The 21,073-nt window shown below is 68.6% G+C and carries 17 protein-coding genes; 5 read left to right on the plus strand and 12 right to left on the minus strand.

What is annotated here, in order from left to right; genetic code table 11:
• Positions 1–3 precede the first annotated feature (3 nt).
• Positions 4–549: a glutathione peroxidase gene (locus ACM0PY_RS19085; RefSeq protein WP_072168758.1), complete on the plus strand. Its 546-nt coding sequence runs from the start codon at positions 4–6 to the stop codon at positions 547–549.
• An 84-nt stretch (positions 550–633) separates the two neighbouring features.
• On the opposite strand, the gene ACM0PY_RS19090 is transcribed toward ACM0PY_RS19085, so the two are convergent.
• The 6 genes from ACM0PY_RS19090 to ACM0PY_RS19115 are packed head-to-tail and all read right to left on the minus strand — an operon-like array spanning position 634 to position 4,724.
• Positions 634–1,635, minus strand: coding sequence for an MlaA family lipoprotein (locus tag ACM0PY_RS19090; protein ID WP_134971178.1), 1,002 nt, complete (start codon positions 1,633–1,635; stop codon positions 634–636).
• Between the two features lies 1 nt (position 1,636).
• Positions 1,637–1,948, minus strand: a complete 312-nt coding sequence (locus ACM0PY_RS19095) for an STAS domain-containing protein (protein WP_049417176.1) — start codon at positions 1,946–1,948, stop codon at positions 1,637–1,639.
• Positions 1,938–2,606 carry an MlaC/ttg2D family ABC transporter substrate-binding protein gene (locus ACM0PY_RS19100; protein ID WP_134972059.1) on the minus strand — a complete coding sequence of 223 codons (669 nt, stop codon included), beginning with the start codon at positions 2,604–2,606 and terminating at the stop codon, positions 1,938–1,940. Before ACM0PY_RS19100 ends, ACM0PY_RS19095 begins: the two co-directional genes overlap by 11 nt.
• The gene (gene mlaD / locus ACM0PY_RS19105; protein ID WP_134972058.1) at positions 2,603–3,127 is read right to left on the minus strand and encodes an outer membrane lipid asymmetry maintenance protein MlaD; all 525 of its coding nucleotides are present in this window, start codon (positions 3,125–3,127) and stop codon (positions 2,603–2,605) included. Before mlaD ends, ACM0PY_RS19100 begins: the two co-directional genes overlap by 4 nt.
• A 59-nt stretch (positions 3,128–3,186) precedes the next feature.
• On the minus strand, positions 3,187–3,936 hold the full coding sequence (locus ACM0PY_RS19110; protein ID WP_005414955.1) for an MlaE family lipid ABC transporter permease subunit: 750 nt from the start codon (positions 3,934–3,936) through the stop codon (positions 3,187–3,189).
• Positions 3,936–4,724 carry an ABC transporter ATP-binding protein gene (locus ACM0PY_RS19115; RefSeq protein WP_134972056.1) on the minus strand — a complete coding sequence of 263 codons (789 nt, stop codon included), beginning with the start codon at positions 4,722–4,724 and terminating at the stop codon, positions 3,936–3,938. The genes ACM0PY_RS19110 and ACM0PY_RS19115 overlap by 1 nt, the downstream gene beginning before the upstream one ends.
• A 189-nt stretch (positions 4,725–4,913) precedes the next feature.
• Between ACM0PY_RS19115 and recC the strand changes: the two genes are divergently transcribed.
• From recC to ACM0PY_RS19135, 4 genes are all read left to right on the plus strand, one after another.
• A complete protein-coding gene (gene recC / locus ACM0PY_RS19120; protein WP_134972054.1) occupies positions 4,914–8,261 on the plus strand; it encodes an exodeoxyribonuclease V subunit gamma in 3,348 nt (1,115 codons plus the stop codon).
• Positions 8,258–11,938 carry an exodeoxyribonuclease V subunit beta gene (recB, locus tag ACM0PY_RS19125; RefSeq protein WP_180885182.1) on the plus strand — a complete coding sequence of 1,227 codons (3,681 nt, stop codon included), beginning with the start codon at positions 8,258–8,260 and terminating at the stop codon, positions 11,936–11,938. The genes recC and recB overlap by 4 nt, the downstream gene beginning before the upstream one ends.
• Entirely contained in the window at positions 11,935–13,815 is a 1,881-nt protein-coding gene (gene recD / locus ACM0PY_RS19130; protein WP_180885184.1) for an exodeoxyribonuclease V subunit alpha, read from the plus strand. Before recB ends, recD begins: the two co-directional genes overlap by 4 nt.
• A 130-nt stretch (positions 13,816–13,945) precedes the next feature.
• Positions 13,946–14,482, plus strand: coding sequence for a hypothetical protein (locus ACM0PY_RS19135; protein ID WP_134972762.1), 537 nt, complete (start codon positions 13,946–13,948; stop codon positions 14,480–14,482).
• A gap of 308 nt (positions 14,483–14,790) precedes the next feature.
• On the opposite strand, the gene ACM0PY_RS19140 is transcribed toward ACM0PY_RS19135, so the two are convergent.
• From ACM0PY_RS19140 to ACM0PY_RS19165, 6 genes are all read right to left on the minus strand, one after another.
• A complete protein-coding gene (locus ACM0PY_RS19140) occupies positions 14,791–15,189 on the minus strand; it encodes a hypothetical protein (RefSeq protein WP_134972761.1) in 399 nt (132 codons plus the stop codon).
• A gap of 94 nt (positions 15,190–15,283) precedes the next feature.
• Positions 15,284–17,323, minus strand: coding sequence for an FUSC family protein (locus ACM0PY_RS19145; RefSeq protein ID WP_134972760.1), 2,040 nt, complete (start codon positions 17,321–17,323; stop codon positions 15,284–15,286).
• Positions 17,324–17,326: 3 nt separating this feature from the next.
• Entirely contained in the window at positions 17,327–18,796 is a 1,470-nt protein-coding gene (locus ACM0PY_RS19150) for an efflux transporter outer membrane subunit (protein ID WP_180885188.1), read from the minus strand.
• Entirely contained in the window at positions 18,793–19,710 is a 918-nt protein-coding gene (locus tag ACM0PY_RS19155) for an efflux RND transporter periplasmic adaptor subunit (protein ID WP_180885190.1), read from the minus strand. The genes ACM0PY_RS19150 and ACM0PY_RS19155 overlap by 4 nt, the downstream gene beginning before the upstream one ends.
• On the minus strand, positions 19,707–19,916 hold the full coding sequence (locus ACM0PY_RS19160) for a DUF1656 domain-containing protein (protein ID WP_134972916.1): 210 nt from the start codon (positions 19,914–19,916) through the stop codon (positions 19,707–19,709). Before ACM0PY_RS19160 ends, ACM0PY_RS19155 begins: the two co-directional genes overlap by 4 nt.
• A 108-nt stretch (positions 19,917–20,024) precedes the next feature.
• The gene (locus ACM0PY_RS19165; protein WP_005421298.1) at positions 20,025–20,480 is read right to left on the minus strand and encodes a MarR family winged helix-turn-helix transcriptional regulator; all 456 of its coding nucleotides are present in this window, start codon (positions 20,478–20,480) and stop codon (positions 20,025–20,027) included.
• Positions 20,481–21,073 lie beyond the last annotated feature (593 nt).

Raw genomic sequence — 21,073 nt, forward strand, 5'->3', positions numbered from 1 at the left:
CGCGTGAGCACCCCGATCCAGGACATTCCCCTCACCACCATCGACGGCCAGCCGTCCTCGCTTGCCGACTACCAGGGCAAGGTGCTGCTGCTGGTCAACGTCGCCTCCAAGTGCGGCCTGACCCCGCAGTACGAAGGCCTGCAGGCGCTGTATGCGGAAAAGCATGCGCAGGGCCTGGAAGTGCTGGGCTTCCCCGCCAACAACTTCCTTGGCCAGGAGCCGGGCAGCGAGGCCGAGATCCAGCAGTTCTGCCAGCTCACCTACGATGTCAGTTTCCCGATGTTCTCCAAGATCAGCGTGGCCGGTGATGACACCCACCCGCTGTACCAGCAGCTGACCGCCGCCCAGCCGCAGTCGATCGGCGAAGGCCCGCTGCGCGAGCGCCTGGCCAGCAAGGAGATCCCGATCCATCCGGCACCGGCGGTGCTGTGGAACTTCGAGAAGTTCCTGGTCGGCCGTGATGGCAAGGTGATTGCACGCTTTGCCCCGGACGTGGCGGCCGATGACGTGCGCCTGCGCGACGCCATCGAGGCCGCGCTGGTGGCCTGAGCAAAGCGTGCCAATCCGGGTTGGCACCTGCCGGAAAAGAAAACCCCGCCGAGGCGGGGTTTTTTCATGCACGGGTTGCAGCGATCAGTTGCTCCAGTTCGGCATCGGCATCGCATCCACGGGGATCGGCGAATTGGCATCGTCATGGCCGCGGTCGCGCTTGCTGCGCAGGTCGTTCTCGATCTGGTAGTTGCGGCGCTGCATCCACGCATCGCGCACCAGCGAGTACTCGTCCACGGCGGTGTCGCGCAGATCGTCGATCGCCAGCAGCTGCGCGCGGGTGTCGACCAGCTGCAGGCCCTGCAGGCCGATGCGGACCTTGTCTTCCTCGATGCGGCGGATCGGCGACAACGGGATGTCACCGGCCAGGCCGAACACATCGCGCACGGTACGCGGGCCGAAGAACGGCAGTTCCACGTAGCGCGAACGACGCCAGCCCCAGGCACCCAGGGTCTGGCCGAAATCTTCATTGCGACGCGGCACCATTGCCTTGCTGGCCGGATCGAACAGGCCACCGAGGCCCAGCGTGCTGTTCATCAGGAAGCGGCCGAGGCTGTCCCACGCATCTGCACCGCGGCCCTGCAGCAGCTGGTTGGTGATGGTCACCGGTGCGCGCAGATTGCTGAAGAAGTTGCTGACGCCGGTACGCGCGAAGCGTGGCACCACGTGGGTGTAGGCCGTGGCCAGCGGGCGGGCGATGCCACGGTCGACCGCGTTGTTGAACTTGTGCACCTTGCGGTTGAACGGTTCCCACGGGTCATAGGCGGCCGCACTGCCGGTGTTGCTGGCACCACCGTACAGGGCATCGAAATCATCATCACCGCCCGGTGCAGTGGCTGCGGCGGTCTTGGCCGCATCGGCATCGGCACTGGTTGCGGGCGGGGTCGGCGCCGCAGCGGTGGCGATCGGCGGGTTGTCCACCGGGGCCACCTCGGTCACGCCGGTGTCGGCGGGCGTCGCTTCGGCGGGAGCGCCGGCCGGGACCACGGTGCTGGCGGCCGGTGCATCGCTGCGTGCGGGTTTGCCGGCACAGGCGGTCAGCGCGGTGGCCAGGACGATCAGGGGAAGAGCGCGTACGACGTTCATGTCAGCTCGCAGCAGAAGTAGCGTTGAAGTCCAGGTCGGGCGACAGCCGGTAGGCCGCGCTCAGCTCGTTGAAGCCGGCCGGCGCGCCGGAAATGGCCAGCGCATGGCCCGCCTTGCGTGCCCGGGAGGCCAGTTCGGCCAGCAGGGCCAGGCCGGCGCTGTCCACGCGCTCGACCTCGCCCAGCTCCAGCCGTGCCAGCTTGGCCGGCAGGGCCTGCAGCTGCGGCCACAGCGCGATCACCGCGGCACGGTCGAGCACCCCGCGCAGGCGCAGGGTGTCGCCTTCCAGCAGCGCCAGTGCGTTACTTGCCATTGCCCGCCGGCCCGGCCTGCATGCTGCCGCTGTGCAGCTCGCTGGCCACCTGCTTGATGCCCTTCTGGCGCAGCGGAGTATCGAACTGGTTGCGGAAGGTCTGCACGTAGGAGATGCCTTCGATGTTGACGTCGAAGATCTTCCACTGGCCGTTGACGTTGCGCATCCAGTACTCGACCGGGGTCGGTTCGCTGCCGGCGCGCACCAGTTCGGTGGTCACTCGCACGCCGCGGTTGCCCGGCAGCGGGCTCTCACCCTTCAGACGGAAGCTCGGCTTGCCCTGGATGTTGAGCAGGGTCGAACCGTAGCGCTGCATCAGGCTGTCGGCCATGGCATCGGCGAACAGCTTGATGTCGGCATCCGAGGCGCCGCGGGCGTGCGTGCCCAGCACCAGGCGTGCCGCATAGTCGCGGTCGAAGGTGCGGTTCAGTTCGCTGTCGATGTAGCTGCGCAGGCTGGCCGGATTGCTGCTGAACTCGCTCCGGCGCTGCTGCAGGGTGGTGAGGATGCGCGTGCTGGCATCGATCACCACCTTGCCGGCCTGGCCCTGCGCTGCGGCAGCGGCGGGGGCGGGGGCGACCGCCTGGGCCTGGGCAAGGAACGGGGTGGCCATCAGCAGCGCCGAGGCGAGCAGGGCGGGAATCAGTTTCATTTTCATGGTTGCGGTTCCGTTGCAGGCGCCTGCGCGCCTTCGTTGGGCTTCTGAGCAGCGCCGCCACCGGCGCCGCCACTGAACATGTACTTGCCGACCAGCTGGATCAGGTCCACCGCCGGCTGGGTGAAGACGATCTCGTCACCGGCCTTCAGCACGTCCGGGTCACCGCCCGGCTGCAGACCGATATAGCTCTCGCCGAGCAAACCACTGGTGAAGATGCCCGCCGAGGTGTCCGCCGGCAGGTCCTTGACCTTGCTGTCCATGCGCAGGGTCACGATGGATTCGAACTTCACCGGATCCAGGTCGATCGAGGCGACCTGGCCGACGGTGACGCCGCCGATCTTCACCGGCGCCTGCTTGCGCAGCTGGCCGACCTGGGAGAAGCGCGCCTTCAGCTCGTAGCCCTGGCTGCCCCAGCTCCAGCGCTGGTTGGTCGAGGCCACGGCCAGCACCATCAGCGAGGCCAGGGCCAGCAGCAGGAATGCGCCGACGGAGAATTCGAGTCTGGGACCGCGGATGGCCATGTGGATTACCTGATCGAGTCGTGGTGGCCGCGCGCGCACGCGCACCGCCGGTGGAGGGGTTAGGTGAACAACATTGCCGACAGCACGAAGTTGAACATCAGCACCAGCAGCGAGGCATTGACCACCGCACGGGTGGTCGCCACCGAGGTGCCCTCGATGGTCGGCTCGGCGTGGAAACCAACATAGGCGGCGACCAGCGCTGCGGTGCCGCCGAAGATCGCCGACTTCAGCATCGCCACGCCGAAGTCATCCCAGAAATCGACGCTGTTGCGCAGTGCCGACCAGAACACGCCATTGTCCAGGCCCAGCACATGCACCGCTTCGAAGTAGCTGGCGCTGATCGCCAGCGAGCAGAAGATGCCGGTCAGCAGCGGCACGGTCAGCACCGCCGCCCAGAAGCGCGGCGCGACGGCCTTGGCCACCGGGTCGATCGCCATCAGCTCCAGTGCCTTGATCTGGTCGGTGGCGCGCATCAGGCCAAGTTCGGCGGCGATCGAGCTGCCGGCGCGGCCGATGAACAGCAGCGCGGTCAGCACCGGCGCCAGTTCGCGGTACAGCGACAGGCCGAGCAGGGTCGACAGCGCGTCGGCCGCTCCGAAGGTGGTCAGCGTGCGGTAGCCTTGCAGGGTCAGCACCAGGCCGACGAAGGCACCACCGACGGCGATGATCGGCAGCGAGCGCGCGCCGATCTTGTAGATCTCGCGGGTCAGCTCGGCCAGGAAATCACGGGTCGGCAGCGAACCACGCAGCACGGTCAGCGAGAACAGGCCGGCGCGACCCAGCGAGCGGGTGGCTTGGACGAACGGCATCAGGCGACCCTCGCGCGCGGCGCGGCATCGAACGGAATGGGGCCATCGGGCTGGCCGTGCAGGAACTGCCGCAGCAACGGGTCCTGGCTGGACTGCAGCGCCTCGGGCGTGCCCTGGAACACGATGCCGCCATTGGCGATGGCGATCACCTGGTCGCAGATCGGCAGGGTCTCGTGCACGTGGTGGCTGACAATGATGCTGGTCAGGCCCAGGCTGTGGTTGAGGCGCTGGATCAGGCTCATGATCACGCCGGAGGCGATCGGGTCCAGCCCGGTCAGCGGCTCGTCGTAGATCATCAGCGGCGGGTCCAGCGCCAGCGCACGGGCCAGCGCGACGCGGCGCGCCATGCCACCGGACAGTTCGCGCGGCCAGGCATCGGCAGCGGCCAGCAGGCCCACCGCATGCAGCTTCATTTGCACAAGACGGCGCAGCACGGCGGTCGGCAGGCGGGTATGCGTGCGCAGCGGCAGCGCGACGTTTTCGGCCACAGTGAGGTCGGTCAGCAGGCCATTGCCCTGCAGCAGCACCCCCACACTCTTGCGCATTTCCAGCAGCGCGCCGTTGTCCTGCGGAATCGGCTTGCCGAACAGGGTGACCTCGCCAGCCACCGGGCGCAGTTCGCCGGTCAGTGCCGCCAGCAGGGTCGACTTGCCACTGCCGGACGGGCCCAGCACGGCCGTGATGCTGCCCTTGGGCACCTGCAGCGACACGTCGCGCAGGATCGTGCGCCCGCTCCGGTCGATGCGGACGTTGGATAACTGCACCAGACTGGAGGTGGAAGCCGACATGGGCACCATTAACGTTTTTTAGACATCGAAGGATCGGGCCCGTCGGCTGAACATAAGCAGACTGGACGGTCCAGTATTGTGGCACGGCACGACCCTTGCCAGGCCGGGACAATCGGCCGGCAGCGCGGAACAATCCGTACCGGCGACGGGCCGGCCATTGAATACTGCCTGCCGTGCTGCACACTGTGCATGATGAGTGACCCGGGCAGCGATTTCCGCCTCTACCATTCCAACTCCCTGGACGTGCTGGCTGCGCTGCTGGCGCGCAACGTGCGTGTGCCGGTTCCAGGCCAGCCGTTGCTCGCGCCGGAGGTGGTGCTGATCCCGCAGGTGGCGATGCGGCGTTGGCTGCAAGCGACACTCGCTGCCGAATATGGCGTGGCCGCCAACCTCGAGTTCCTGACCCCGGGCGAATTCGTTGCCCGTGCACTCAATGCCAATGTGCCGGGCGAACGCGACGACCTGGACGCCGCGGGCCTGCACTGGAAGCTGTACCAGGCACTGCGCGACCCGGCGCTGCTGGCGCAGCCACCGATGCGCGCGCTGCAGTCCTATCTTGCCGGCGGCGACGCCCTGAAGCCGTGGGCACTGGCCGGTGAACTGGCGTCGGTGTTCGAGAAGTACCAGGCCTGGCGCCGCGACTGGTTGCTGCGCTGGGAGGCCGGCGCCGACCCGGCCGACCCGCAGGCGATCCTCTGGCGCACCATCGCCCATGGCCGCGACTACCGCGCGCGCCGCATCCAGGCGTACCTGGATCGCTTCGAGGGCGCCGGCCAGCCGCTGCCACAGGGCCTGCCACCGCGCATGTCCGCGTTCGCGACGCTCAACATCTCCCCCGACGTGCTGCGGGTGATGGCCACCCAGGCGCGGGTGGGCGAGCTGCACTTCTATATGCCCACTCCGGTGCAGTCGTACTGGGGTGACCTGCAGACGCTGGCCGAGCGCCTGCGCAGCGGCGCGCCCGATCCCTTCGGTGAAGCGGCTGGTGAGAACCGCCTGCTGGAAGCCTGGGGTGCGGCCGGCCGCGACTTCATGGCGGTGCTGGGCAGCTACGAGGTGGTGCACCCGGCCGGCGAGATTGCCGCGTATTCGGATCCGGAAGAAGACACCCGGCCGACCCTGGACGAAGGCGGCCTGTCCGACAGCCTGCTGCACCGCCTGCAGCGCGATCTGTTCCACCGTCGCGCACTGCCCTCGGGCGTGCTGCGCGATGGGCTGCGCAGCGACGACCCCAGCCTGCAGGTGCATGCCTGCCACACCCGGCTGCGCGAGCTGCAGGTGCTGCACGACCAGCTGAGAAGCCTGTTGCAGGACCCTCGCTTCGACCCGCCGCTGCAGGCGCGCGAGATCGCGGTGCTGGCGCCGGACATCGATCCCTATGTGCCGTACCTGGAGGCGGTGTTCGGCGGCCGCGGCGGCGAGGAGGAGCACATTCCATACGCGCTGGCCGACAGCAGCCCACTGGCAGGAGAGCCGCTGGCCGATGTGTTCGTGCACCTGCTGGGCCTGCCGGTCTCGCGTTTCGGCCTGAACGAGGTGCTGGACCTGCTCGCCAGCGCGCCGCTGGCCGAAGCGGCCGGGCTGGAAGCAGTGGACTTCGATCGCCTGCATGGCTGGCTGCAGCAGGCCGGCGCACGCTGGGGCCTGGATGCGAAGCACCGCAACCAGCACCAGGCGCCGGCCGACGACGCCTACACCTGGCAGTTCGCACTGGACCGCCTGGTGCTCGGTCACGCCACCGGCAGCGAGGCGGACCTGGCCGGCGTGGCGCCGTGGATCGAGCTGGAAGGCGGTGCGCTGGAAGCACTGGACCGGCTGCTGCGGCTGCTGCGCGTGCTGGCGGTCTACCAGCGTCGCCTCGGCGAACTGCTGACCCCAGCGCAGTGGCGGCAACGGCTGCTGTCGCTGCTGGACGCGCTGCTGCCGACCGCGCCCAGCTCGCCCAACAGCCAGCGTGCCCTCGAGCGCCTGCGCAAGCTGCTGAATCAGTTCGCCGACGATGCCGCCAAGGCCGGGTTCGAAGACGGCGTGCCGCCTGAGGTGGTGCGTTCGCACTTCGCCGGTGTACTGGGCGAGGCCGATACGCGCGCGCCGCTGCTGACCGGTGGCATCAGCTTCGGCCGCATGGTGCCGATGCGCCTGCTGCCGTTCCGGGTGATCTGCGTGCTCGGTCTCAACGATGGCGATTTCCCGCGTCGCGACCCAGCTGCCGGGCTCAACCAGCTCACCGCCGAGCTGGACACGCCACGCCGCCGCCCGGGCGATCGCTCCACCCGCGAAGACGACCGCTTCCTGTTCCTGCAGCTGTTCGCCGCCGCGCAGGAGGTGTTCTACCTCAGCTACCTCGGCGCCGATCCACGCGATGGCAGCGTACGTGAGCCGTCGGTGCTGGTCAGTGAACTGATCGATGCCGCCGCCGCGTATCACCTCGATCCGCCTGCGGCGGTCCGTGACTTTACCGTGCGCCATGCACTGCAGCCGTTCTCGCCGGCGGCGTTCGGAGAGGGCGATCCACGCCGCTTCAGCTATCGGCGGCAATGGCATCCCGCTGCCGGCCGCCTCACCGGCCAGCGTGGGGGCCTGCAGCCGTGGTTCGATGCCCCGCTGCCGCCGCCGCTCGACGATGCGGTGGAAGACGAGCTCGCGCTCGACTCCCTGCGCCGTTTCCTGTGCGACCCGGCCGGGCAGTTCCTCGCACAGTCGATGGGCCTGCGCCTGGCCGACGATGCCGGGGAAGTTGATGACCTGGAACCGCTGGTGCTGTCATCGCGCGGCCCGGAAAAGCGCAGCGTGCAGGCGGCGGTGGTGCGCGCCACGCTCAGTGGCGATACCGAACCGTTGTACCCGCGGCTGCGCGCGCGTGGCCTGCTGCCGTCCGGTCCTTTGGGCCAGCGCCAGTTCGAGATGGAGCAGTTGAAGACCCGCCCGTATGCGAGTGCGTTGCTGGGCTGGATGCAGGGCGAGCCGCTCGAAAGCCGTCGCTACGAAGTGGACATCGACGGCGTGCGCCTGCACGGCCGCGTGGCCGATCGGCATCCCGAAGGCCTGGTGCGGCTGCGCGCCGGCACGCTCAATGGCAATGCAGTGATCCGCCAGGGCCTGGACTGGCTGCTGGCCAACGCCGCCGGTGACGCACTGCCCCTTGTGCAGTTCCACGATGGCGGCGACGCCGGTCCCGGCCCGCATGTACTGCCGGCACTGAGCGCGCCTGCTGCACGCGCGGCGCTGCGCGCGCTGCTGCAGTTGCGCCAGCGCGGCCTGCGTGAGCCGCTGCGCTTTGCCCCGTACACCGGCTGGGTGCTGTACAACGCGCCGGCAGAGAAACAGCGCAGCGAGGGCTGGAAGCAATGGCACGGCAGCGACCGCAGCTGGGGTGAATCCAGCAGCGACGCCTGGCAGCTGCTGCTGCGGGGTGCCGACCCGTTCGCTTCCGATGCCAGTTATGCCGACCTGCTGCGCAACAGCCAGGTGGTCTTCAGCGCGGTGCGCGAAGGCCGCACCCTCGGCGCCGAAACGCGCCAGGAGGGCAGCGCATGAGCCCCGCCTTCATCGATGAGCGAGCCCAGTGCATGGCGGTCGATCCCTATCTGGTCCTGCCGCTGGATGGCATCCGCCTGATCGAAGCCAGCGCCGGTACCGGCAAGACCTTCACCCTGGCTACGCTGTTTACCCGCCTGGTGGTGGAGCAGGGCCTGCGCATCGGCCAGATCCTGGCGGTGACCTTCACCGATGCGGCTACCCAGGAACTGCGCAAGCGCATCCGCGAGCGCCTGGCGCTGGCGGCGCGACTGGTCGATCTGGAAGCGGTCGAAGGCGAAGCACCGGACGTGCGGCTGACCCGCGAGGTGCTGCAGCGCCATCTGCAGGGAGGTACCGAGCGCGCCGCCGCACTGAAGCGCCGCCTGCAGGTCGCCGCCGATGAGATCGACCTTGCGTCCATCTTCACCATCCATGGCTTCTGCACCCGCGTGCTGCGCGAGCATGCGCTGGAGAGCGGCCACACCTTTGATCCGCCGGAGCTGCTGGCCAGCGACCGTGAGTTGCTGGAAGCGCTCGCGGCCGACCTGTGGCGGGTATATGCCAATGATCCGGCCACGCTGGAACCGCTGACCTGGCTGTGGTCCACCCCGGACGCATTGGCCGCCGATCTGCGCGCGCTGCTGGCCGCGCCGCCGCTGCACCCGTTGCCACAGGCGGTGGCGCTGCCCGATCCGCAGGCCGCCCTGCAGAGTGTTGCCGAAGAGCTGTCCGCAAGCGTGCGCGAGCATGGCGAGCAGTTCTTCATCGACCTCTGCGATGCGGTCGACAACAAATGGATCAACGGCGTGTCGTACAAGCTGGGCTGGCTGCACCCGCTGGGCCGGCAACTGCTGGGCTGGGCCGAGCGCGCCGACCCGCGCGAGCTGCTGACCAGCGAGCGCCTGCCGGCACTGCTGCCGGAGGCGCTGGCAGCCAAGACCAACAAGAAATTCGCCGAGCGCACGCCATCGTCGCCATTGCAGGCGCCGTTGGCCCGCTACGTCGCGCTTCTGGCCGAACGCGATGCCTGGCTGCGTGCCACCGCGTTGAACTTCCTGCACGTGCTTCGCGACGAAGCCAGACAGCGCCTGCAGGCGCTGAAGCGCGCCCGCCGGGTGCAGACCTACGACGATCTGATCGATGGCGTGGCACTGGCCCTGGAAGGCCCGCAGCGGCTGGCATTGGTCAAGCAGCTGCGCGCGCAGTACCGCATCGCGCTGGTCGATGAGTTCCAGGATACCGACGACCGTCAGTGGGGCATTTTCCACACCGTGTTCGGCGATTCACCGGAAGTGCGCGAGCTCGGCCTCGCACCGGCGCTGTTCCTGATCGGCGATCCCAAGCAGGCGATCTACGGTTTCCGCGGCGGTGATATCCACACTTACCTGAAGGCCAAGCGGGCGGCGCAACAGGCGCCGGTGCTTGACCAGAACTTCCGCTCGCGACCGGCCGTGCTGCGCGCGCTGCAGGCGCTGTACGACAACGGTGGCGAAGACGCCTTCCTCGAGCGTGGCATCCAGTTCGAGCCGGTGCGGCCCGGTGGCGTGCGCAGCGATGCGGACTACCAGCGCGACGGCCATGCCGCCCCGGCACTCACTCTGCGCGTGCTGCGCAGTGGCGGTGACAAGGCGATGAGTGCCGATGCCTCGCGCGAAGCAGCCGCCCAGGCCTGTGTGGCGGCGATCCACCAGATCCTGGTCGCGGCGCGCGCCGGCAATGCGGTGCTGCGTGGGCGCCCGGTACAGCCGGGTGACATCGCGGTGCTCGTGCGTTCGCATCGCGAGGCCACACTGGTGCAGCGCGCGCTGGCCGCGGTCGGCATTCCTGCCGTGGCAGCGGGCAAGCAGAGCCTGTTCGCCACCAGCGAAGCGCGTGATCTGCGTGCACTGCTGCTGGCGCTGCTGCAGCCGGCTGACGAGGGCCGCCTGCGCGCGGCGCTGGCGACGGTGCTGCTCGGCCAGCGCGCCAGTGCGATCGCGGCGATGGAGCACGAGGGCGACCTGCAACGCGGGTTCCAGGCGCAGCTTCTGCATTGGCGCGAGCGCTGGCAGCGCGGCGGCCCGTTCGCGGTGATCGCCGACGTCTGCGCCGCGCAGGGCGAACGCCTGCTGGCGCTGATCGATGGCGAGCGCCGCCTGACCAACTACCTGCAGCTGGGCGAACTGCTGCAGGAAGCCTCGGCGCAGGCGCTGGGCATGCACGGCCTGCTGGACTGGCTGCAGGGCCAGATGGCCAGCGCCGACCAGGATGACGAGCAGCAGTTGCTGCGCCTGGAATCGGATGCGCGCCGCGTGCAGATCATCACTCTGCACAAGAGCAAGGGCCTGGAGTACCCGCTGGTGTTCCTGCCCTTCGTGGGCATCGACGGCGGTGCGCCCAACACCGCCTCGCACTGCACGGTGCATGTGGGCGGCCAGCGCCAGCTGCACTGGAAGCTGGGCAAGGACGAGGCCTGGGAAGCGGCCACTGCGCAGCGCGAGCGCGAGCAGCGCGCCGAGGATGCGCGCCTGCTGTATGTCGGCCTGACCCGCGCCGAGCACGCGCTGTGGATCGCCGTGGGTGATCTGGCCGGGCTCGGCAGGACGCGGCTGGCACCGCTGCTGGATGACCTGCAGGCGCTGCGCGCGCATGCCGATGTGTGCATCGATGACAGTGAGGTACCGGCTGCGCTGCCGCAGCTGGCGGCCGAAGTGGAAGGGGATCTTCCGGCGGTGCGTGCACTGACCCGGCGCGTTCCGCACGACTGGTGGGTGTACAGCTTCACCCAGCTGGCCCACGCCGATGCCGGCGCGGGCAGTGACATCGAAGCCGCTGCCACCGCGCTGCCGGCGCCGGCAGCAGACGAACCCACCGGCCCGGAGCTGCCGCTGGAACCGGCACTGCCGGAAGCCGCCGCGGTGGCCGAGGACAGCGCGCCGCTCGACCCGCGTTTCATGGGCAGCCGCTTCGGCAACGTGCTGCACGAGGCAATGGAAAACGTCGACTTCGCCGCATGGGCTGACTGGCAACCAGGCCGGGAAGCTCCCGAGGGCCAGGCCGAGGTGCTGCGCAAGGCGCTGCACGATGAGGGCTATGCCGACGTCGATCTGGACGATGGCGTAGCGGTGCTGGTGCCGCTGGTGGGCCACACGCTGACCGTACCGCTGCCCGAAGGCGGTGCGCTGTACAGCCTCGGTGAAGGCGAGCGCCGCGCCGAAATCGACTTCCATTTCGCCATCGAGGCGACCACGGTGCCGGCGCTGCTGCAGGTGCTGCATGCGCACGGCATTTCCAGTGGCCGCCGCGGCTTCGGCCAGCGCCGCCGCCTGGAGGGGCTGATGACCGGCATGATCGACCTGACCTACGTGCGTGATGGCCGGTGGTACGTGCTCGACTACAAGTCCAACCGCCTGCCCGGCTACAGCCCGGACCTGCTGGCCATTGCCATGCGCCACAGCGAATACGATCTGCAGGCGCTGATCTACACCGTGGCCCTGCATCGCTGGCTGCGCTTCCGCCTGGGCGCCGCCTACGACTACGAGCGCGACATGGGCGGCATCCGTTATCTGTTCTGCCGCGGCCTGGATGGCACGGGCAATGGCGTGCACGTGGATCGTTTCCCGTTCGCGCTGGTGGATGCACTCGACGCGCTGTTCGCCGGCGGCGAGCAGGCCCAGGCCCAGCTCGCCGCGCGTGCCCGAGGAGCCAGCGCATGAGCCTGCTGAAGGAACTGCACCAGAAGGGCCTGCTGCGTACCCTCGACCACGCATTGGCGACCAGCCTGCAGCGGCTGCGCGACGACACGCCCGACAGTGTGGCACTGGCGGCGGCGCTGGCTTCGCTGGCGGTGTCCCAGGGCCACGCCGCGTTCGATCCGGCACAACCGCAGCGGTTGCTGGAAGGCGTGCCCGAGTGGCCCGCCGCGCAGGCCTGGCTGGCGCAGCTGCGCGCATCGCCATGGGTGGCCACACCGGAGCAGGCTGACGCCATCGCCGGGGATGCCCCCTTGGTGCTGGAGAACGGGCTGCTGTACCTGCGCCGCTACCGCGAGTACGAGCGCCAGTTGGCCACCGGTCTGCAGCGCATCGGCCGGCATCCGCTGCCGGCGCCGGACATGGCAGCGTTGGCACCATTGTTCGCGCAGCTGTTCCCGCACGCATCGCACGGCGAAGATCACCAGGCACGCGCAGCCGGCGTGACGCTGCGCCATCCGCTGGCGCTGGTCACCGGCGGCCCCGGCACAGGCAAGACCACGACCATCGCACGCCTCTTGCTGCTGCTGGCCGCGCAGGCCCGGCACGCCGGCCAGCCGCTGCCCGAGGTGGCGCTGGCCGCGCCCACCGGTCGCGCCGCCGAGCGGATGGCCGAGAGCCTGCGCATGGCCGTGCAACGCCTGCAGGAACAGGGACTGGATCCGACGCTGTGCGCGGCACTGCCCAGCAGCGGCACCACCCTGCATCGACTGCTCGGCGTGATTCCCGACTCACCGCGCTTCCGCCACCACACCGACAATCCGCTGGCGGTGGACGTGGTGGTGGTCGACGAAGCGTCGATGATCGATCTGCCGATGATGGCCAAGCTGGTCGATGCAATTGCCAGCGGCACCCGCCTGATCCTGCTCGGCGACCCCGATCAGTTGCCGTCGGTCGAAGCCGGTGATGTGCTCAGCGCGATCCTGCGCGCCAGCGGCGATGGCATCGGCACCCGCGCCGACGATGCGCTGGCGCTGCATGGCCTGCTGGCACCGGCCACCCTGCAGCCGCAGGCCGCACCACGCGCCTTTGCCGGCCGTCGCGTGCAGCTGCAACGCGGCTACCGGCAGAGTGATGCGCTGGACCTGGCACCGCTGGCGCATGCCGTGCGTGAAGGCGACAGCGGCACCGCGCTGCAGCTGCTGCGCAGTGGTGAACTGGCCGGCGTGCACTTCCACGAAGGCGAAGCCGATCCATTGCGCGGTCAGCGCGAGCACCTGCTGGGCCACTGGCGTGCACTGGCCGAGGCCGCGGATCCGGTACGTGCCCTGCAGCAGGCCGGTCGCCTGCGCGTGCTGACCGCGCTGCGCGAAGGCCCGCAAGGTGCGCGCGGGCTCAACAGCCGCATCGAACAGCTGCTGGCCGGCAACACCCCGGGCTACTTCCAGGGCCGCCTGCTGCTGGTCACCGAGAACAGCTACCGGCACCGCCTGTTCAATGGTGATATCGGCATCTGCCTGCGTGATGGCAGCGGCGCGATGGTGGCCTGGTTCCCCGGCGATACCGTCGACCAACCACGCGCCTTCCACCCCGCAGCACTGCCCGCGCACGAAAGCGCCTTTGCGATGACCGTGCACAAGGCACAGGGCTCGGAGTTCGATGAAGTGTGGTTGCAGCTGCCACGCCAGGACAGCCGCGTGCTGTCACGCGAACTGGTCTACACCGGCCTGACCCGCGCCCGCCAGGTACTGCATGTGGCCGGCAGCGCCGACGTGCTGCAGGCCGCGTTGAAGCGGCACGCCAGTCGCTTGGGCGGCCTGGCCTGGCGGTTGGGTGCGGAAGACGTGGTTGAAGCACCAACGCGTGTCGAACAGCCCACGGTGCAGGGCACCTTGTTCTGAATCGGGGTCGGATCCCGTTCCCATCGGGAACGGGCTCTGACCCCATCGCCCCGATGTCGCATTTGCCGTTTGATGACGCCGCCGGCGCTACCTATCCTGCGTTGCTACCCCACGACACAGGAACCAGCACATGGCGCTTATTGCCCTGGATGACCCTCGCTGGGCCGAACTACAGCATGCCTACGGGGCTGCGGATGACATTCCGGAGCTGCTGGCGAATCTGAGTATTCCGAAAGACGAAAGATCCGAAGACGATCCGATTGAAGACACCTGGGAGGAACTTTGGAGCAGCTTGTGCCATCAAGCGGACGTCTACAGCGCTTCGTTTGCGGCTGTGCCGCATATCGTGAACGCACTTCTGCTTCAGCCAAAGCCACTCACATTTGACTTCGTTGGATTGCCAATTAGCATCGAGATGGAGAGGCGGGAGGCGGGTATCGCGCTTCCTGATATCGCTGAACCCGAGTACTCCGAGGCGCTTCACCGGCTTGCGAAGTTCGCTGGTAGCGTCGTAATGGAGAAGCACGATTTCAGCACGAGTACGTGTCTGCTGACGGCGCTGGCACTGGAGCACGGAAATGCTGCGGCAGCGTGGGCGCTGGCCTTTGTGGTATCCGGTGAAAAGGACGAAATGGAAGAAGCGATGGAGCTTTTCCGGAATCGGTGAACCCTCCAGTCACGTCCAGAATCGCCAGCTAAAAGCAGTCGAGCATGGCTCGACTCTACAACAGCGTACTTCGATCATTCCGACGTTCATCCACGCATGGCGTGGATCTACTGCAGATCGCAGGAAACTGTCGAAGGCGGGGTGGGTCCGGTTGCGGGGGCGCGAGCCGCATGGATGCGGCGACCGAGCTTACAGGGACGTACTTGCAGCGTCCCCCGCAACCGGACCCACCCCGCCATCCCAAGGAATACCCGCTTTTGACGTTGACGTTGCCTCGGCAGGTGCAGGGCGCAGCCCTGCCGCCCCCGTCATTCCGCGATCAGCACCAGCCCATCCGGGAACACGATCGCCGCTTCATCCGCACTCACGTCGAAGAAGCCCACGCCGTGCTTCTCGGCCAGATCCTGCACCCGCCCGTGCGCGCGCTCGGCCACCGAGTAGGCGAACGCGCCGTAGATCACCTGCCGGCCGATGCTGTACTCGGTCACTTCGGCACGATCGTCATCGTCGTTGCTCAGTGGTCCGTTCAACGGCGGGAATTCCCGCGCCATCTCCGCAAACCACGCTTGCAGCGCCGGGCTGCTGACCGCCGGGTCGTCGTACTCGTGGCGCTCGTTCCACTGCGTCTGCTTTTCGAACCAGGCGATGAAGGCCGCCGCCTCGCGTGGCGCGGCGCTGGCCTCGAACACCATCATGTCGTAACTCATTGGAGCTTCCTGTGCAGAGCAGGGGTCAGAGCCTTCGCCTGCGGCGAAGGATCCGACCCCGGCAACGGGGTCTGTGGACGCACAGGGTATCCCGCTAGAGCTGTTCGGCTGCACTCATCGCCAAGCCCGGCGCCAGCGCCTTGGCCTCTGGGAACAGCGCGAAGCGCAGGCCGATCAGGCCCATCAGCGCTTCGTCGCGGGCCTTGCAGGCGGCCACGCTGCCGACCCGGCCCAGCGACGTATCCAGCCGCTCGCGCAGCGCCTGGTCTGCAGCAATCGGCTTGCGCGCCGCGATCTGCCGCCGGTAGTGCCCAGCGATCTCTTCCAGGATGTGCTCGACGGCTTCGCGGCTGCGCTCGGGCAGTTCCAGCCGTGCACGACGCAGCTGCAGGATGTTCAGGCCGATGCGCGCCTCGTTGAGCATGTCCACCGAGGCGATGTCGCTGCCCTCCGGCGTCGCTGCCAGGCGCGGTGCGAGCAGGCCCAGCAGGTCGAGCATGCGTGCGGCGAAGCGCTGCCGATCCTGCTGGCCACGTCCTTCGGCGGCTTCGGCCAGCGTAGTCCAGCCCTGCCGCACCAGTCGGCGCGCGGTCCACTCGGCACCTACCGAACGGAACAGGCGGGTCATCACCACTGCAAAGCCAATGCCGATGAACATCGCGATCGACGAGTTGAGGAAGGTCTGGATGTTGGCGCTGTAGGTGTTCTGCAGGCTCAGCAACGCGGCCAGATTGACTGTCAGCGGCAGCGCGAACAGCGCACTCTTGGGATGATGCAGCAGCAGTCCCAGCGGCAGGAAGGCCACCGCCAGCACCAGCGCCAGCAGGCCGAAGTCGTGCACGGCTGGAAACACGCCGAACAGGTACACGCCCGCCACTACCGAGGCGACCATCGCCCACACCAGGAACTGCACCATGCTGGGAGCCGGATCGTCCTGTGCGGCAAAAAATGCGGCCGTCACCGCCGCCATCATCGCGCCGTTGCCGCCGCCTTCCCAGCCCAGCGCGATCCACAGCACGCAGTAACTCATCAGCGCCACGCCGGCACTGAGCGCGGAGAACAGCGCCATGCCGTAGTCGACATGCTTGTCGGCGGCCACCCGTTCGGTGCGGATGCGGTAGTGCGCGCGATCCAACGGCGCGGTGCCCTGATCGATCGCGTGCTGCAGGGTGCGGCAGTCCTGCCACAGGTCCACCAGTTCCTCCAGGCGCAGCAGCAGGCTGGCCAGCTGCAGGTGCTGCAGGTCGCGGTCCACCTGAGGCTTCAGCGCGCTGATGCGCGCGCGCAGGCGGGCGTACTCGCTGGCGTTGGTCGGGCCATCCAGCCAATCGCGGATGTCGTCGACCAGCGCCGGCAGCCCATCCGGCAGGGCCTGGCCATCGCTGCGCAGCGCACTCAGGCGATCGGCGATTGACGACAACACCGGCAACAGCAACAGCATGCGCTCGCGCAGGCGCTCCATCGACACTGCCGAACCGGCATGGCGTGGATCATCGCGGCGCAGGAATTCGATCAGCGCCTCGAACTGCACCAGGTCGGCAGCCAGCCGGTTGCGCGGCGCGTGTGCGCGGCCACGCTCAAGGATCTGCCGGCACCACTGCGCGGCGTCCTCCATCCAGTTGCCGATGCGGGCGCGCAGCATCGGGCGTACCGACGCCGGGAACAGCAGCGAGGCAAACAGCACGGCCACTACCGTGCCGAGGATGATCTCCTCGCTGCGCGCCACCACGGTGTCGAAGATGGTCTCCGGCGAGGTGACTGCCGGGAAGCCGATGAAGGCGGTGGTGTAGCCGGCCAACAGGAACGCGTAGCCGCGAGGGCCGCGGTTGAGCAGGGCCATGAACAGGCAACCGGCCAGCCAGATCGACATCGCCGCACTCAGCACCAGCGGGGTTTCCACCAGCGCCGGCAGTACCAGCAGCGTGGCCAGCCCGGCCACCAGGGTGCCGACAATGCGGTACACGCCCTTGGCGCGGGTCGGGCCCAGCAGCGGCTGGCTGACGATGTACACCGTGCCCATCGCCCAGTAGGGGCGCGACAGGTTGCCGGCCATGGCGATGTACAGCGCGGCCACCGCGGCCAGGTAGGTCTTGATCGAGAACAGCCAGGCCTGGCGATCGGTCAGCGCGTTCATGGCTTACTTCGCCGTGGCCTGTGCGGTGGACGGTGCAGCCGGGGCAACCGATGCCTGCCAGCCGCCACCCAGCACCAGGAACAGGTGGATCTGGTCGCGCGAGACCTGCGCTTCGGCGGCGGCCAGGGTGGCGTCGCTGCTGGCCAGGCTGCGGTCGGCATCCAGGCTGGACAGGTAGGGTGTGCGGCCGCCCTGGTAAAGCCGGCGGTTCTGGTCGGCGGCCAGCGCGGCCTGCCCCTGCGCCACGCGCAGCGATTGCAGGCGGCGCAGGTCCTGCGCATAGCGGTCCAGCGCGGTCTGGGTCTCGCGCAGTGCCTGCAGCACGGTGTGGTCGAACTCGGCCAGGGCCGCGTCGGCACCGGCTTCGGCGGCGTGGATGCGGGCATGCGTGCCCGAAGAGGGCAGTGTCCACGAGATCAGCGGGCCGATCGACCACTGCTGGGTCATCGGCGTGCCGAAGTCTTCCAGCAGGCCGGCGGCGCCCACTGAGGCACCCAGACGGATGTCCGGATACAGCTCTGCGGTGGCCACGCCAATCCGCGCGGTGGCCGAGGCCAGCTTGCGTTCGGCCTGGCGCACGTCCGGGCGGCGCTGCAGCAGCGCACGGCCATCACCGACCGGCAGCGGCTGCGCCAGGCTGGGCGCGTGCGCGCAGTCGATCACGCCGGCCGGCAACTGGCCTGGGGTCTGGCCCAGCAGTGCGGCCAGCGAATAGGCCGCGGCCGAACGCTGCGCGCGCAGCGGCGGCAGTGCCGCCTCCAGCAGTGCCACCTGCGCATTGGCGCGGGCCAGTTCCGGCGGCGTGCCGCGGCCGGCCGCGATCAGGCGCTCGGTGACACTGCGGCTGCGCTGCTGCAGCTGCAGCGAATGCTCGGCCACGTGCAGTTCGTGGTTGGCGTGGCAGATTTCCAGGTAACTGTCGGCCACCTGCGCGACCACGCTGACCTGGGCCAGGTCCCGCGCCGCAGCGACCGACTGCTCGTCGGCACGCGCTGCCTCGGCGCCGCGCTTGAGCTTGCCGAACAGGTCGAACTGGTAGCTGACCGCGAACTTGCCATCGGCCAGGTTGATCACCGGCAGCTCGTGCTCCTGCAGGAACGATTCGGCCGACAGCTGCGCGCGGCTGACGCCGGCCTCGGCCTCGTACTCGAATCCGCCCGCGTCCAGCGCCTGTTCGTACACGGCGGCGGCGCGGCGCAGGTGCGCATCGGCGGCCTTCAGTTCCACGTTGTCACGCAGTGCCTGGGTGATCAGCCCGTCCAGCACCGGGTCGTTGTACAGCGACCACCAGCGGTCGGGCAGCGCCTGGTTGGCAGCCACCTGCGGGTTCTGCGTATCGATGAAGGCCGCATTGGCCTCCGGGCGCTTGAACGCCGAGCCTTCCGGCAGTGCATAGTCCGGGCCGACGGTTCTGCACGCGGCCAGGCCGGCCAGTGCGACGATCAGGCCGAGACGGGGCAGGGCGGCGTTCACAGGCCCGCCTGTGTCGGCGAAGCGCCGGCCTTGTCGTTGTGCGGATGGCGGCCGGTGTCCACGGTCACCGTGGCGGTGCGCCCGGCGATCAGTTCCACGCCCTTGGGCACATCGTCGATGGCGATGCGCACCGGGATGCGCTGCGCCAGCCGCACCCAGTCGAAGGCCGGGGTCACGTTCGGCAGCAGGGTGCTGCCGTTGCTGCGATAGCGGTCCTCGATGCCGGCGGCGATGCTCTCGACATGGCCGTGCAGCGGTGCCGATTCGCCCATCAGGCGGATGTCCACGCGCTGCCCCGGCGCCACGCCGCGCAGCCGGGTCTCCTCGAAGTAGCCATCGATGCGGAACGAGCCGGTATCCAGCAGCGCCAGCACCGGCTTGCCGGCCACCACGTAGTCGCCCACGCGCATCGTGCGGTCACTGACCCGGCCATCGGCCGGGGCGCGCACCTCGGTACGGCCGAGGTTGAGCTCGGCCAGGTCGACCGCCGCCTGTGCGGTGGCCAGCGCCGCCTGTGCGGCCTGCAGCTTGGCGCGGCGTACTTCGGCGTCCTCGGCGGCGACCAGATCCTGCAGGCTGCGGTCGCGGCCGATCTCGCGGCGCAGCTGTGCCACCGAGGCCTGGCGCTCGGCCAGGCTGGCCTTGGCCTGCTCCAGCGCGATGCGGTAGCGGGCGCGATCGACGACGAACAGCAGGTCGCCCTTCTTCACCGCCTGGTTGTCGGCCACGTTCACCGTTTCCACCAGCCCGGACACGTCCGGCGCCACCTGCACCACGTCGGCGCCGACGTGGGCGTCGCGGGTCCAGGGTTCATCCATGTAGTAGACCCACAGCTGGCGCAGCACCAGCAGGGCGACGATCACGGCTGCGCTGGTGAGCAGCACCGGCAGGGTCTTCTTCACGATCTTGTTCACGATTGCATCCAACGCAGGAGGTGGAACAGCAGGCCAAGCACGATCCCGTACATCGCCAGGTTGAACAGCGCCGGGTGCCATACATGGCGGTAGGCGCCGGCACGCTGCAGCAGCACGTGCAGGCCGCTGTTGACCAGATAGGCCAACACCATCAACCCAAGCAGGGTCGGGACGAACACTCCGTGGAGACTGAATTCACCGGGCATCGGTAGGGGGCGGGGACGAGGTGGGGGAGGGAGGGACAACGAAACAACAGCAACGGGCAAAAGCCGCTGGCGTGTGCACGGCAGCGGCGGTGTTCGGGGGCAGCGCTCTTACGTGATGCGGTCGGCGGCCTCGGCCAGCAGGCGCCATGCCTTCAGCACGGCGTGCAGTTCATCCATGGAAAGCTCGCCGAACACGTCCTGGCGCAGGCCGATCAACTGATCTTCCAGCTCGCTGACCAGCGCATGGCCCTCGTCGGTCAGCCACAACAGGTTGGCGCGGCGGTCGCTGGCGTCGCTCTCGCGGCGGACCAGGCCACTGGCACACAGCTTGTCCAGCAGGCGTACCAGGGAAGGACCCTCCATGCCCAGCTGCTGGGCAAGCGCCACCTGGCGGATGCCACCGCCGGAGCGGCCGATCATCAGCAACGGCATGGTGCAGGCGGTGGAGATGCCATAGCTGCCGAGCCGGCTGTCGGCCAGGCGCTGCCACTGCCGCCCTGCATAAAGCAGGCCGGAGCTGAGCTGCATCTGCAGCACGGTGCGCTCGTCGAGGGGTCGGTCCATAAGAGATAGATAGGATACTACTAATTTCATTCCTATCAATAGGTTTTTCTGAATGGGTGGGTATGTTGAGGAAAGCGTTGCGCCTGCCTGGTGTCGGGTGGGGCAGCGGGCGCCGGACGGTGCAGGACACGCCGTGAACCCCCCTCCGGGGTCCGGCCCAGCCGCTGGCGGCTGTGCGTTCGGGCGCTTGCGAGGCATGCCTCGCAAGCAAAGCGCCCTCACCCTTGGGGGCTCGGCCGCGGCATCCATGCCGCGGACGGTCCTGCCCCGCCCGGCCCCCGCTTCCCTCCCATCACCCCGCGGGCGCGGTGGGTTGGCTCTTTGAAGGCAGGAGCAGCAGCCAAAGCTGTGCGGACCAACGGTCCGCACCTACCACAGCAGTCGCGCAGTCGCGCGGCGCTTCCGAAGCCATGAACCCAAGCTTTTGACCCCGCTTTCGGGCGGTTCGGCCGCGCCCGCAGGAAACCGTCAAGGAGGGGGAGAGGGGGCTGCGCAGGACCGTTGGCGCCATGGATGGCGCCATCTGTAACGGCGCGCGATAAATCGCCCGCCAGACGTGAGATAAACGGTGGAGCGCCCATGTTGCGCCCACC

The organism is Stenotrophomonas sp. BR163, from assembly GCF_047520985.2.
Classification (GTDB): Bacteria; Pseudomonadota; Gammaproteobacteria; order Xanthomonadales; family Xanthomonadaceae; genus Stenotrophomonas; species Stenotrophomonas sepilia.

What these genes read in the sequence shown, in the direction of transcription:
- ACM0PY_RS19090 (WP_134971178.1), bottom strand. Translation starts at nt 1,635, where the DNA reads ATGAACGTCGTACGCGCTCTTCCCCTGATCGTCCTGGCCACCGCGCTG.
- ACM0PY_RS19095 (WP_049417176.1), bottom strand. Translation starts at nt 1,948, where the DNA reads ATGGCAAGTAACGCACTGGCGCTGCTGGAAGGCGACACCCTGCGCCTG.
- ACM0PY_RS19100 (WP_134972059.1), bottom strand. Translation starts at nt 2,606, where the DNA reads ATGAAAATGAAACTGATTCCCGCCCTGCTCGCCTCGGCGCTGCTGATG.
- mlaD (WP_134972058.1), bottom strand. Translation starts at nt 3,127, where the DNA reads ATGGCCATCCGCGGTCCCAGACTCGAATTCTCCGTCGGCGCATTCCTG.
- ACM0PY_RS19110 (WP_005414955.1), bottom strand. Translation starts at nt 3,936, where the DNA reads ATGCCGTTCGTCCAAGCCACCCGCTCGCTGGGTCGCGCCGGCCTGTTC.
- ACM0PY_RS19115 (WP_134972056.1), bottom strand. Translation starts at nt 4,724, where the DNA reads ATGTCGGCTTCCACCTCCAGTCTGGTGCAGTTATCCAACGTCCGCATC.
- recC (WP_134972054.1), top strand. Translation starts at nt 4,914, where the DNA reads ATGATGAGTGACCCGGGCAGCGATTTCCGCCTCTACCATTCCAACTCC.
- recB (WP_180885182.1), top strand. Translation starts at nt 8,258, where the DNA reads ATGAGCCCCGCCTTCATCGATGAGCGAGCCCAGTGCATGGCGGTCGAT.
- recD (WP_180885184.1), top strand. Translation starts at nt 11,935, where the DNA reads ATGAGCCTGCTGAAGGAACTGCACCAGAAGGGCCTGCTGCGTACCCTC.
- ACM0PY_RS19135 (WP_134972762.1), top strand. Translation starts at nt 13,946, where the DNA reads ATGGCGCTTATTGCCCTGGATGACCCTCGCTGGGCCGAACTACAGCAT.
- ACM0PY_RS19140 (WP_134972761.1), bottom strand. Translation starts at nt 15,189, where the DNA reads ATGAGTTACGACATGATGGTGTTCGAGGCCAGCGCCGCGCCACGCGAG.
- ACM0PY_RS19145 (WP_134972760.1), bottom strand. Translation starts at nt 17,323, where the DNA reads ATGAACGCGCTGACCGATCGCCAGGCCTGGCTGTTCTCGATCAAGACC.
- ACM0PY_RS19160 (WP_134972916.1), bottom strand. Translation starts at nt 19,916, where the DNA reads ATGCCCGGTGAATTCAGTCTCCACGGAGTGTTCGTCCCGACCCTGCTT.
- ACM0PY_RS19165 (WP_005421298.1), bottom strand. Translation starts at nt 20,480, where the DNA reads ATGGACCGACCCCTCGACGAGCGCACCGTGCTGCAGATGCAGCTCAGC.